Below are 13568 nucleotides of genomic sequence, written 5' to 3'. Positions count from 1 at the left end.
ATTGCTAAAAATAAAAAGTACTTGATGGAGTGTGTTTATTATCCAAAGATAATCTAACTTTGCAGTCAAATAAATTTCCAGAAAAAAATGAAAAAGATAAAATTTCTTTTAAGCCTTTCAGTTATGCTTTTTTTAGTCTATTCGTGTAGCGATGATGAAAACAGCACGCCAGAGATAAAGAAAAAAGAAGTAGTAAAAGAGAAAGGAAAAGATGAAATCCCTAGCACCACTAGTGATGAAACAGGAGATAATGCAGGAGACGACTCAGGCGAAAATCCCACAACAGAAACTCCTACAACACCAAACACCGACAATGGAACCAATCCCGAAGGCACCTACCGATTATCTTTTAATGCAGCAGGCGGAACGGGAGCTATAAACGATATATTTGCCAAACCAGGAGAAGTAGTATCATTACCCGACCCGAGAGATCATTTCAAAAGATTTAATTATGAAGCCAGAGGAGGCTACAACGATTCTCCCGAAGAAGGTGCATGGATTAAACACGGAAGAGAGTTTAAAATGCCCTCGCATGATGTAACTTTGTACGTCGCTTGGCAGGTAATAGATAAATCTTTACTTAACGAACCAAGCAAAAAATATAAAAATCAAGATGTTTTTGCAGAAGGGGTAGATATTCCCCAAGCAAACGATTGGGTGCCGATTAGATATTCAGAAAATAAAACAGTAGTTTGGGATAAAACCAAAAAATGGTATGATACAGACCAAGCAAACGATCCGCTTTGTTGGGCAGCTACCACAGCAAATGTTTTGCATTGGTGGATGGATCAAAACAAAGAAAATATTGAGGAATATTACAGATTAAAAGGTAAAACCTTAGAAAAATCTGGAATGCCAAGAGAGTATAAAGATACATACAATAGTGAGATTTACAAATATTTGAAAAAACATTGGCCATCGCGCGGAAACCGTGTTCAGCCTGCGTTTAATTGGTTTTTATCAGACTCTAGCGTGAAAATCCCAGGCGGAGGATTTTTCGAAGAAGTTTTTAAAAATAAAAACATAGCCAATGGAGATTTTAACGTTGATGCTTATCGTTTTACCAAGTTTTGTGATCAAGCACTCAGCCGAGGAGATGTCATGTCTATAGGTATTCAAATCGCCGGCGGGGGGCATGCAATTGTCGTTTGGGGAGCTCATTTCGATGAAAAAGGATTTGTGGATGCGCTATATTATACCAATAGCAATGATACAAAATCAAATACAACAGAAGATGGAAGACTGATAGGGCTTAAAAAGACTAAAGTAACTTATAAAGGCGATAAAATTTATACAGACGGAAGCACAGGAGAGCCAACAATTGAAGTAACAGAAATTTCAAGTCTATCATTGGGGAAACAAATTTGGAAAGAATATTTTGCGAAACAAAGATAAATTTATTTAATTTGAACATTTAAAGTTAAAAATTTAATTGTTCAAGATGATCAAAGTGTTTCACAATCCCAGATGTAGCAAAAGTCGTGCGGCATTACAGTATTTAGAAGATAAAAACCAAAAATTTGAAATCTATAAATATTTAGACGAAAAAATATCCGAAAATCAAATTAAAGATATTTTAGCTAAAACAGGATTAAAGCCCATAGATTTGGTACGAACCAACGAAGATATTTGGAAAGAAAACTACAAAGGAAAAGATTTAACAGATGAGCAGATTATTTCTGCCATTGTAGAAAATCCAAAATTGCTCGAACGCCCTATCGTAATCAATGGAGACAGAGCCGTTGTGGCTCGCCCTACCGAAAAAATCGATGAAATTTTAGACTAAAGAATGCAAAAAAAAATAGGTCTAAAAGAGGCAATTTCCATCGGAATTGGAGGAATGGTGGGTGGCGGTATTTTTGCCGTGCTTGGATTAGCCGTTTCTTTGGCAAAAGGAGGTACCCCCGTAGCATTTTTGTTTGCGGGGATTTTAGCTTTGATTACATCATATAGCTATGCCAAGCTTTCGCAAACTTATCCTGATCGTGGAGGAACGGTAAAGTTTGTAAATCAAGGATTTGGTGTAACGGTTTTTAGCGGGGCGATAAATAATTTATTGTGGTTAAGCTACATCATTATGCTATCGCTCTATGCATCGGCATTTGGTTCATATGCCCCAAACTTGTGGGAAATCATGGGCGATAAAAAACTTGATTTTCACTTATTTGCAAGTTTCATTATTTTATTTGCCACCATTATCAATTATTACAGCATTGCAGTCGTAGGGAAAATAGAGTCCTACGCTGTGATTATCAAATTAATAATACTATTAGCCTTCGTAGCCATCGGGGGCTATGGCTTGATGGAGAGTCAGTACATTTCGCAGCTTTCCATTTCGCATTGGGAATCTCCCGTAAAGCTTTTTGCGGGCGGAATGGTGATTTTTGTGGCATATGAAGGATTTGAGCTCATAGCCAATGCAGTGCCAGATTTAGTAAATCCAGAAAAAAATGTATCACGAGCTTACTACATCTCGGTGATTTTTGTAATTCTTTTATATATCGTAATTGCTTATGTTACGGTGGGTTCTTTGCCTTTTTCGGATATTGCGAGGGCGCAGGATTATGTGCTTGCCGAGGCTGCAAAACCTATGCTAGGTAAAGTTGGGTTTACCATAATCACCATTGCGGCATTAATTTCCACTTTTTCTGCGATAAATGCCTCATTATATGGTGGTAGCCAAGTAAATTATGAAATTGCAGAGGATAAAGAGCTTCCGCATCATTTTCTGGGGCAACTATGGGGGCAACCCATAGGGCTTATGATCACGGCAGTTTCTACCTTTGTTTTAGTAAACACGCTCGATTTAGAAAGCATATCTACGGCGGGAAGCCTTGGTTTTATTCTTATTTTTGGCGTAGTAAATTTAGTTAATTTAAAGTGCTATAAAAGCACAAATTCAGTCAGAATCATTCCACTTTTGGGAACAATATTAAGTGCTATTGCATTTGTAATTTTAGTCAATCAACAATGGCAAGAAAATAAACTAGGAATCTATGTTTCGGCAGGAATTATCTTATTTTGTTTTCTTGTAGAGTGGGTATATAAAAAATATAAAAAATGAAAAAATTTGTAGGAGGACGCATAAAAAGCGTAAAATATGTATTCATAGGCATGTGGAAATTGATTTCGACAGAGCATGCCATTATTTCACAAATCATACTATTTACCCCGCTCATATTTCTAGGTTTTTATTTCGGGATTAGTCGCATAGAGTGGGCAATTCAGCTTTTTTGTTTAGCCTTGATTTTAACGGCAGAAAGTTTAAACACCGCGATAGAAAAACTATGTGATTTTGTGCATCCAGATTTTCATCAGAAGATAGGTTTCATAAAAGATGTTTCGGCGGGAGCATCAGGTTTTGCGGTACTTATCAGTTTAGTAATCGGAGTATTAATTTATTACCCTTATATATGCGCTTTATGAAAAATATACTGAAATCCAGATTTAGCCTTTTATGGGCATTTCAAATCACTTTTTTGCTACTTTGTTTCTTAACTCGTTTAATTTTCTATATTTTAAGTTTCAATAGTATAGATTTTTCAATCATTAATCTATTGAAAATATTTGGATACGGGCTATTTTTTGACATTGGTGCAGTCGTATTTTTTAGTTTATTTTATTTAGTTTATCTGTTGTTTTTCCCTTCAAGATTCATCGGCAGCATAGTAGATCGTGTGCTCACTTTCTTCATCACGGGCATTATGCTTTTCATAAGTCTATTTGCCATTGCCGCAGAATTTCCTTTTTGGGATGAGTTTAATGTAAGATTTAATTTCATTGCAGTAGATTACTTAATTTATACTTACGAAGTTGTAGAAAACATCAATCAATCTTATCCGATTCCGTTTTTAGTAGGAGGGCTAGTGTTATTTATTTTGGTTTTATTTTTCATTTATTATAAGACTAAAAGTTTATACAATACATTTAATCAAAAAACTAAATTTTTAAGCCGTTTATGGGTGGTGGTAGGATATTTTCTGGTCGCTGCCATTTACATTTTTTCAGTAAAAAATACCGATGCCGAATGGAGCCAAAATACTTATAAGAGCGAATTAAGCAAAAATGGCGTATATTCTATTTTTGCAGCATATAGAGCTAATGAGCTAGATTACAGTAAGTTTTACATGCAACTTGATGATAAAGAGGCATATTCTATTTTGAAACAAAACTTATTACAAAAAGGAGAAAAATACACAAATTCCGAATTTGATAATATTGAAAGAATTGTTCCAGCCACTAGCGACACGCTGAAAACGCCAAACATTATTCTTGTTACTATTGAAAGTTTAAGTGCAGATTTCTTGGGTGTTTTTGGGAATAAAGAAAAGCTTACACTGTTTTTGGATTCTTTGTCTAGCAAAAGTATCTTTTTTACCAATTTGTATGCAACAGGCACACGCACGGTGCGTGGTATGGAGGCTTTAACCTTGTGCGTGCCGCCTACACCAGGCAATAGCATAGTGAGAAGATTGAACAACGATAGCCTTTTCTCTATCGCTACGGTTTTAAAGAAGAAAAATTATGATTTAAAATTCATTTATGGAGGCGATGGTTATTTCGATAATATGAATACATTTTTTGGCGGACAAGGTTTTGAAATCGTGGATCGAGATAGAGGAAATCCTCTACCTGATTTCTTGGATACCAAACGCTATGAAATCGAAGATAATGAGGTGACTTTTGAAAACGCGTGGGGCATTGCCGATGAGGATATTTACAAGCAATCGCTTAAATATGCACAAAAATCTTATGCCCAGAATAAGCCATTTTTTCAATTTATTATGACCACTTCCAATCATAAGCCCTATTCTTTTCCAGAAGGAGCGGTAGATATGCCACAAGGAGAGCGTGAGAGCGTGGTGCGGTACACCGATTATGCCTTGGAAAAATTCATAAAACAAGCACAAAAAGAAAAATGGTTCAAAAACACGATTTTTGTTATCGTGGCAGATCACTGCGCGAGTAGTGCAGGCAAGTGGGAAATCAATGTCGAGAAACACCACATTCCGGCTTTTATCTACAATGCAGGACTGGAGAAAAAAGAAGACAGACTTTGTTCTCAAATAGATTTGATGCCTACACTTTTTGGATATTTAGGCTGGGGCTATGATTCCCAGTTTTATGGCGAAAATGTTTTTGAATTTAATAAAGAAGATGAGCGAGCATTAATCGGAAATTACAGAACGCTCGGATTGTTAAAAAATAATATTTTTACCGAATTAAACGACAGAAAAAAATACAATCAATATCTTTGGGACGCCAAAAATACCAATCTCATAGAATTGAAAAAGCCCGTAGATAGTCTTTTAAATCTCACGATAAGCTATTATCAAACGGCAAGTGAGCGATTTAGAAATGGCAAAATGAAAGTCAAAAATTAAAAAATAACATGTTTACAGAATCTCAGATACAAGAACTTAAAAAAATACTCCAAACGCCTAAAAAAATCGTAGTGATTCCGCACAAGAATCCCGATGGCGATGCCATTGGATCCACGGTAGCCTTGGCTCAAATTTTAATCAAAATGGGACACAAGGCAGAAGTCGTGAGCCCAAATGATTTTCCTAAGTTTTTGAAATTCATGCCTTATTCCAAGACGGTTTTCAATTCAGAATTCAATCCACAAGGTGCTGAGATTAAAATAAAAAATGCCGAAATTATATTTTTGCTAGATTTTAATTCGCTCGACAGAATCGATGAACTGGGCACGGCGGTAGAAAAATCTAGAGAATTAAAGATTTTAATCGATCACCACCAGCAACCAGATGATTTTGATTTTGTGTACTCGGATACCGAGATGCCAGCCACTTGCCAAATGATATATCATTTGGCCGAGCAAATGAATTGGACGGAATTCATTGACGAGGACATCGCTACTTGCTTATACACAGGATTGCTCACCGATACGGGAAATTTCAGATTTCCGTCGGTCAAGGCTTCTACCTTGGAAGTTGCGGCACAATTGGTGCGCAAAGGAGCCTTGCCGTATAAAATTCAAGACGAAATTTTTGACACCGCCACCGAAGCCCGTTTCAAATTGCTCAGTCGATTTTTAGACAATATGCAATTGTTTCCCGAGTACAAAACGGCACTTTTCACTTTAAGCCGAGAGGAATTGCTCAGCAATGGATTCCAGAAAGGGGATACCGATGCTTTTGTAAATTATGGTTTAAATTTAAAAGGCTATGTATTTTCTGTCTTTATGGCAGAAGACACACAAAAGGATTTTGTCAAAATTTCATTTAGGTCTAAAGAAGATTTTGATGTAAGCGAATTGGCACGCACGCATTTTAGCGGGGGCGGTCATATCAACGCAGCAGGAGGGCGTTCGGAGCTTAGCCTAGAAGAAACTGTAAAAAAATTCATAGATTTGTTGCCTAATTATGCTGAAAAACTCAAAAATACTTTGGCTTAGCCTAATCGCCTTGGGGGCTTGCACGCACAACCCGCCACAATATCCGTCTCAATACAAAAAAGGCGGATTTATGGAATATTCTAAGCAATTTAATCGTGATTTAAAAAACTTAGAAAATCAATATTTTGATGCCTACATGCAAGCGCATCCCTCCCAGGAATTTGTGAATACGCAATCAGGTTTTAAAATGACGAAAACGCAGTTGGGCGAAAAAAATACTCAAGACAACGATACAATTGTTTATACCTATGTCATAAAAGATTTGCAGGATAGTGTGCTGTATTCTGCTTCGGAAATTGGCAAAAAAAAGCAAGTAATGGGCAAGGCAGAAATGCTAATTGGCATAGAATATGCCTTGAAAAGAATGAACGCGGGCGAAAAGGCTACCCTGCTTTTGCCTTCGTCTTTGGCGTATGGTGCCAACGGAGATGGCAATAAAATTGGAGCCAATGAGCCTTTAGTTATAGAAATAGAATTAATTGAAAATAAAAATAAGTGAGAAATTTAAAAACAATTTTAATAGTATGCCTTGCGGGCTTATTCCTCACAAGGTGTACCTCAATTCCAAAATTTATGAGTAAAGAAGAATTTAAAAATTTAGACGATGGCTTATATGCCAACATGGAAACCTCTAAGGGCGACATGCTAATTAAATTATACGAGCAAGAAGCGCCTATGACGGTGGCAAACTTTATCGGTTTGGCAGAAGGCGTAAAAGAAAACAAAGCCAAGAAAAAAGGCGTTCCGTATTACGACGGGTTGATTTTTCACCGAGTGATCAAAGATTTTATGATTCAAGGGGGAGACCCACAAGGTACTGGTGTGGGAGGTCCTGGATACGATTTCGAAGATGAAGTAGACAATGACTTAAAACATGATAAAAAAGGGGTGCTTTCTATGGCAAATGCAGGTCCTAATACCAATGGTAGCCAGTTCTTTATCACTGAGGTGCCTACACCTTGGTTAGATGGCAGACACACTATTTTTGGGCAAGTGGTAAAAGGTTTAGATGTAATTGATACCATTGCCAATGTAGAGAAAAACGCACAAGACAAGCCGAAAGAAGATATCAAAATCAACAAGGTAGAAATCGTGCGTAAAGGAGACGCCTACAAAAAATATGATGCCAATAAAGCATTTGAAAAAGCTAAAGCCGATCACCAAGCTAAACTAGAAGAAGCCAAAAGAAAAAGAGAAGAAGAAATGAAAAAAGAAGTACAAAGAATAAAAGATTTAAGCGCAAAAGCTGAATCTACTCCAAGCGGATTAAAATATGTAGTGCTTGAAGAAGGCACAGGCGAAAAACCTAAAAAAGGAGACAATATCGATGTTCACTACACATTGCGTCTTGCCGATGGTAGAAAATTAGATTCATCTTACGATAGAAATCAGCCTTTAAATATCGATGTTGGATTAACTGGTTTAATCCAAGGTTGGATGGAAGCTCTTACCATGTTCAATCGTGGAAGTAAAGTATTTTTAATCATTCCGCCACAATTGGGCTATGGATCGCAAGGAGCAGGTGGAGTCGTTCCGCCAAATGCTACTTTGTTCTTTGATATGGAAGTTTTAGACAAATAATAGAAAAACGAAAATTTAGAAAAAGCCTTATCTTTGTGGATAAGGCTTTTTTGTATTCAAAAATGTTTAAAATATATTTTAGTTGAATGGAGCCAGAAAAAAGAAAAATATTAGTTAGTGCTTTACTGTTGTTAAGCATTTTTTGTTGCGGTTACTCATTTTAATCCTTGTTTATAGCTTAGTTTTTGGGCTGAGTATTGCATTTTTTAATGAGGGAGGAGTGTTTCTGTTCTTAATTATTTTGCCAATAATAAATATTGTATTTTTTTTAATTTTATTTATTGAGGCTATTTTCTTAAAACATAAGAAACAATGGGCAAAGCTAGTGTGTAATCTTATTCTTCTTTTATGTTTGATCTCTTGGTATATTTTGCCTGTGATTTTAATAGATAAGAGATTTAAGTAAAAAACCTCTGTAATCAAATTACAGAGGTTAAAAAGGATAATGGGAAGTATTATTTTTTCTTAGCCCACCATAATGGAGTATGTACATTATCTTCTCCTCCAAGTAATTCAACTGCTTGTCGATAACTTTTCGGAACATTGTTTTTCAGGTTAGATGGATATGGAAGCCTTTGTGGAAAAAACTCAATCTTACTTTCTTTATAATTATTATCGTTCAAGGTAGGAATACCAGGGAGAGGTTGTTCTATAGCTGGATTATCAAAGAAAGGTAATCCTAATCTTCTGTGGTCGCTCCAAGTTTCTAGTGGTAACCATGGAAGTTGAGCAATGAATTTTTGTGTGATGATTTTAGTCAATTGATCATTTTTTATGGTTCCGTTTTTATATAGTTTATTTTTTGGATATTCATAAATGACTGTTTTACTTTGATTGGAGTAACCATCCATGTAATCCATATTTATAGGTGAAGGTTCTGTTGTGTGCTCCCACTTAACAGATGTTCCATTTTTATTATATGAATCAGAGGCAATGTATTTGTCATAATAAGGCAAGGTGCCCCAGTATTCAAAACTTTCTTTAATTCCTTTTTCATATGCAGTTTTACCCTCGATAGGAACACTCCATCCTTTCAAAGAAGCTTCAGCAATAAGGAAATATGTTTCCCAAGAGGCAAAGAAAATTCTTTTAGCCGAGCTATCTCTAAATTTAGTTACCAATCTTGGTAAAGTTCCAGGCCATCCAAATAGATTGTTTATAGCGGCTTTTTCTCCCCAATCTCCTAAACTATAAGTATTCCATGTATATTTTGCATTAATTTCTTTTAGAACTTTTTTATCTTCTACATTGATTAAAGTTCGTTTAGTTTCGGTAACATTCTTTTTAGACCAAGAAGGATAGTAATTGAACTGAGGGTCTTCAAAATTTCCAGGAATTGGATAAGCTTTGTACGCTCTTGGATCCATGCTGTAGTGTAAGCCATCAAACCAAAATCCTGCGGATGGATCATTTGTTTTAGTTGCAAAATGTTTATCGTATTTTACTCCTAAATAGTTTTCAGGCTTTATATAGTTTTTTAAATCTTGTGAGTAATTACTAAGTAGTTCCGAAGATTTTATCCCCCCTAGTCCTATATATAGGTTATTTGCTGTAGATGATAAATATTGATTATTCCATTCACGACTCATTACTCCAGTTAGATCACTCCAGCCTGGTTTTTCTTCTACTTGGAAATTTTGGCTTAAAGATTCAATAAATTTATTGCTTTTAGCAGCGTCTTCAAAGTTTTGTTTGGCAATGTCAGGAGATACTTCTGAAATTCTCATAGAAAGTCGCATTCTCATAGAGTTTGCATATCGTTTCCATTTGTCAAAATCATATCTATAAGCAGGGTCTAATTTTGCTACGCGATCTTCTACATTTACATTATCAATCATAGTCTCAGATGCTTCTTTTAGCTCTTTTAGCATAAATTTATAAACTTCTTCGACACTGGAAAATTCAGGATTGCTTCCATCAAATTTGCTGATTGGATATGGACCAAAATTGTCAACACCTTCACTAAGTAGGTATACTCTCCAAATTCGAGCAACTTGCTTTAAATTTTTCACATAATCTTCTGCTTTTCCTTGTTTTTCCAAGTTTTCTGCAACTTTTATTGCAGTGTTTACATTAGTTTGCCAGCCAGCTAGATAGTCATAATAATCTCTAGTCCAGTCATCATTAGAAACTCCAATTGGTAATGTGTTAATTCTATCCATTCTACCAGCTGCTTTCCAATAGAGGATAAAAACTCTTTCTGCTATGTGTGGATTTTGTTGAGTTCCGATGATTGAATTATTGATAAAGTACTCGGTTTGAACTTGGTCTATATTTGCTGCTAGAGGATCTATATTTATTTCCTCAAAGTCCTTACAAGAGATAAAAGTAGTAAATATGGATAAGGCAGCAATTTTATAAATATTTGAATTTTTCATTTTTTTTAAATTTAAAAATTTTAGAAACTAAGGGAAAAGTTTATGAAATATGATCTTGACGTTGGAGGAGAGAAATATTCAAAACCTGTAGCATTTGTACCTGTAGCATAAACAGATTCTGGATCTATTCCATTTAAATGGCTTTTTAACATCAAAACATTATTTACTGAAAATCCTATCTTTCCTGATTGAATTCCTATTGCGTCAGTTAGTTTACTCGGTAGTTTATATCCGATTTGAATATTTCTAATTCTAATGTTTGTGGCATCGTATAAGTTATCTTCTGTAATACCCAAATTAGGGTTTGATTTACCACTTAATTGAGTCCAGAATAATTGAGGCGAAATGGCTTTTGTATTTTTAGTATAGTTTCCATTTCCATCGCTTACAACTCCATTGAAAATGATATCTTCTCTTTTTCCATCAACGACGGTGAGTGCAGAATTACCATTTTGTTTTAATCCATAATTGGTTCCTGAAAATATTTTACCTCCAAATCTACCATCAATCAAAAAGCTAAAATTCCAATTTTTATACTTAAAACTGTTGGTAATGCCTAGTAGGGCATTAGGTTGCTGGCTACCTAAATAGAAAGATCCGTTAGCTGCGTTTGGCACGCCTTCTTTATCAACGATAATTTCTCCATAGAATGGGCTGTTTACATCTTCAACTCTGGCATATTTAGATCCATAAATAACTCCGTACTTTTCGCCAGTTGCAGCTAATATTTTTACATTTTCAAAACCACCTAATTGATATTGAGATACATCTTCTGTAAGTTCTATAATGGTGTTGATGTTTCTAGAAAGATTTACATTCAAATTCCAGTTAAATGATTCTGCTCTAATAATATCTGCATTAAGCATAAGTTCAAAACCTTTATTTTCAATGTCTCCTGCATTTACCTTTTCACTTACATATCCACTTGTAGGGTCTTTAGGCAAGTTTAGAATTTGATTGGTCGCATTTGACTTATATAATGAGAAATCTAAACCAATTCTATTTTTAAACATTTTAGCCTCAAAGCCTAATTCCCAAGATTTAATCAATTCATTTTTTACATTTTCATTGTATAAAACTTTATTAGTACCTGCGATTACATTTCCATTAGGATCTTTGTTTATTGTATAAGTGTTATATAATTGATAAGGACCCATATCGTTACCTACAGAAGCATATGATGCTCGAATTTTACCATAATTTAGCCATGAGATTTTTTCATCTCTAATTTTCTCTATCATTTCTGAAAAAACAATAGATGTGCTGATTGACGGGTAGAAGAAAGATCTATTTTTTTTACTTAAAGCTGAGCTCCAATCATTTCTACCTGTAAAGTCTAAGAATAAGAATTTGTCGTAACTAATTTGATAAGTTCCGTACAATGAGTTGATTTTGTGTTGACTAATACTTTCTTCTGGAGTGGGGTTTCCTTTACTATTGTACACAGAGAATAGGTTGGGAACTTCTAGTTCTCCAGCGTTTACACCAATATAAGATCTTTTGCGATTCATTAGATTCCCACCAAATGTTGCTGCCATTCCAAATTTTCCAAATAAATTATCTTTAGTAGCACTGATTAAAAAACTTCCGTTTGTTTCGTTAAAAGTCCCTTTGCCAGTTGAATAAAATCCATTTGGAGTTAAAATTCCTTTTCCGTAGGTTTTTGATTCATTATTGGTGGTGTACAAGTCAGAACCTACCTTTAATTCAGCAAATAGCCAGTCTGTAAAATCATATTTTATGGCACCATGAAGCAAGAAGCGATCTCTAGAATCTTTGTTTATATCATATTTGTAAGCCCAGTATGGGTTTAGTCCAGCGGAAGGATTGTACCAGAAATGATTTCCATACTTATTTACTGCATTTTCAAAATCTCTTACATCAACAGTTACAGGCATAGCAACCAATGTTCTAAAGCTATTTTTGATACGACTACCACTCAAAGGTCTATTTCTAACTCTTGAATTAATATATTGTATTTTGAAGTCTGTTGATAATTTTTTGCTTTCTCCATATTTTGTAAGAGCTCTTGTTACGAAATTAATTCTTCTAAGTTCAGCACCAGGTATATTACTTCTGTTATTCACATAAGTGATTGATGAATATAGAGATGTTCCTTCGCTGATTTGTTGTTGAAAAGATAGAGATTGCTGTGTTTCATAACCAACTTTCATAAAATTGTCTAGGTTGTTATAATATTTTAAAGGAACCTGTTGTCCATCCCAATTCTCAACAGTTTGCCCTTCAATTTTTGGCCCCCAGCTACTTCCATTCAGTGCATTGTAAATACCATTTGTACCTTGTCCAAAAGAACTTTGAATATCAGGAGACATAAATATGGTTTCAAAACCAATAGATGAATTGTATGTAATGCCCAATCCCTTACGTTTTTTTCCAGTTTTAGTGGTGATTAATATTACACCATTTCCTGCTCTAGAACCATATAAAGCAGCAGCAGCGGGTCCTTTCAGTACAGACATGCTTTCGATGTCATTTGGGTTTAGATCTCCCAATCCATTTCCCATATCTGTAGATGGGTTGTAAAAGTCATTATTTGTAGCTCCAGTAAAGTTATCCATAGGAATACCATCTACGACAATAAGTGGTTGATTGTCTCCTGTCAATGAATTATTTCCTCTTAATACGATTTTGGAAGAGCCTGCAGGACCATTACTTCCTTTTACAACTTGAAGCCCTGCTACTTTCCCACTTAGAGCATTTGTAATATTTTTTTCTTTTGATGCTACTAAATCATCTCCTTTGATTTCTTGTAGAGCGTAGCCTAATGACTTTTCTTCTCTTTTAATGCCTAAAGCTGTGACTACGACAGATTTTAAGTCGATTTTATTGTTTAACCCAAGTAATTGATCTCTTGAGTAGTCTCTTAAGATTTCAATTTTTCCCTTTTCGTAATCTACCTCAATAGGATAGTTTGAAGAAAGATATTCAAGAGCTTCTTTTAAGGTGAGATTTTTAAAGTCGTGCGGGGATACTAAAATATCATCTAAATCACTTGCCTTAAAATCTATCTTTTTACCGGACTTTTCTGCCAAAGATTGTAGTAAATCAGGCATAGGAGTTGAAACCTTTACAACGTGATTTATAACCGTTTGTTGGGCGTATGTATATGGGATACTCCCAACAATAGCTGCGGAACAGAAAATCACTTTAATTATTAATTTTCTCATACT

At 35.1% G+C, this 13568-nt stretch carries 10 protein-coding genes; 8 read left to right on the top strand and 2 right to left on the bottom strand.

The features are described from left to right. The first annotated feature begins 87 nt into the window (after window positions 1–87). The 8 genes from ORNRH_RS01255 to ORNRH_RS01220 all read left to right on the top strand — a co-directional run bounded on the left by ORNRH_RS01255 (window position 88) and on the right by ORNRH_RS01220 (window position 7999). Window positions 88–1395, top strand: coding sequence for an IdeS/Mac family cysteine endopeptidase (locus tag ORNRH_RS01255; RefSeq protein ID WP_036600901.1), 1308 nt, complete (start codon window positions 88–90; stop codon window positions 1393–1395). 46 nt (window positions 1396–1441) lie between these two features. Further along, entirely contained in the window at window positions 1442–1786 is a 345-nt protein-coding gene (gene arsC, locus ORNRH_RS01250; RefSeq protein ID WP_014790101.1) for an arsenate reductase (glutaredoxin), read from the top strand. A 3-nt stretch (window positions 1787–1789) separates the two neighbouring features. Next, window positions 1790–3064: an APC family permease gene (locus ORNRH_RS01245; RefSeq protein ID WP_014790100.1), complete on the top strand. Its 1275-nt coding sequence runs from the start codon at window positions 1790–1792 to the stop codon at window positions 3062–3064. Beyond that, window positions 3061–3426, top strand: coding sequence for a diacylglycerol kinase (locus tag ORNRH_RS01240; protein WP_014790099.1), 366 nt, complete (start codon window positions 3061–3063; stop codon window positions 3424–3426). Before ORNRH_RS01245 ends, ORNRH_RS01240 begins: the two co-directional genes overlap by 4 nt. Continuing rightward, window positions 3423–5384 (top strand): LTA synthase family protein, encoded by a 1962-nt coding sequence (locus ORNRH_RS01235; RefSeq protein ID WP_014790098.1) that lies wholly within the window; start codon window positions 3423–3425, stop codon window positions 5382–5384. Before ORNRH_RS01240 ends, ORNRH_RS01235 begins: the two co-directional genes overlap by 4 nt. 8 nt (window positions 5385–5392) lie before the next feature. Further along, the gene (locus ORNRH_RS01230; RefSeq protein ID WP_014790097.1) at window positions 5393–6418 is read left to right on the top strand and encodes a DHH family phosphoesterase; all 1026 of its coding nucleotides are present in this window, start codon (window positions 5393–5395) and stop codon (window positions 6416–6418) included. Next, complete coding sequence (locus ORNRH_RS01225) at window positions 6387–6917, top strand: FKBP-type peptidyl-prolyl cis-trans isomerase (RefSeq protein ID WP_014790096.1); 531 nt, start codon at window positions 6387–6389, stop codon at window positions 6915–6917. The genes ORNRH_RS01230 and ORNRH_RS01225 overlap by 32 nt, the downstream gene beginning before the upstream one ends. Window positions 6918–6991: 74 nt before the next feature. Next, complete coding sequence (locus tag ORNRH_RS01220) at window positions 6992–7999, top strand: peptidylprolyl isomerase (RefSeq protein ID WP_081484544.1); 1008 nt, start codon at window positions 6992–6994, stop codon at window positions 7997–7999. 455 nt (window positions 8000–8454) lie between these two features. Here the strand turns inward: ORNRH_RS01220 and ORNRH_RS01210 are convergent, their stop codons facing one another. Together ORNRH_RS01210 and ORNRH_RS01205 are read right to left on the bottom strand one after the other, a co-directional pair. Next, a complete protein-coding gene (locus ORNRH_RS01210; protein WP_014790094.1) occupies window positions 8455–10377 on the bottom strand; it encodes a SusD/RagB family nutrient-binding outer membrane lipoprotein in 1923 nt (640 codons plus the stop codon). Between the two features lie 20 nt (window positions 10378–10397). Beyond that, a complete protein-coding gene (locus ORNRH_RS01205) occupies window positions 10398–13565 on the bottom strand; it encodes a SusC/RagA family TonB-linked outer membrane protein (RefSeq protein WP_014790093.1) in 3168 nt (1055 codons plus the stop codon). Between the last annotated feature and the right edge of the window lie 3 nt (window positions 13566–13568).

This window comes from Ornithobacterium rhinotracheale DSM 15997, from assembly GCF_000265465.1.
GTDB classification, from domain to species: domain Bacteria; phylum Bacteroidota; class Bacteroidia; order Flavobacteriales; family Weeksellaceae; genus Ornithobacterium; species Ornithobacterium rhinotracheale.
This window is presented reverse-complemented; position numbering and strand designations above follow the sequence as displayed.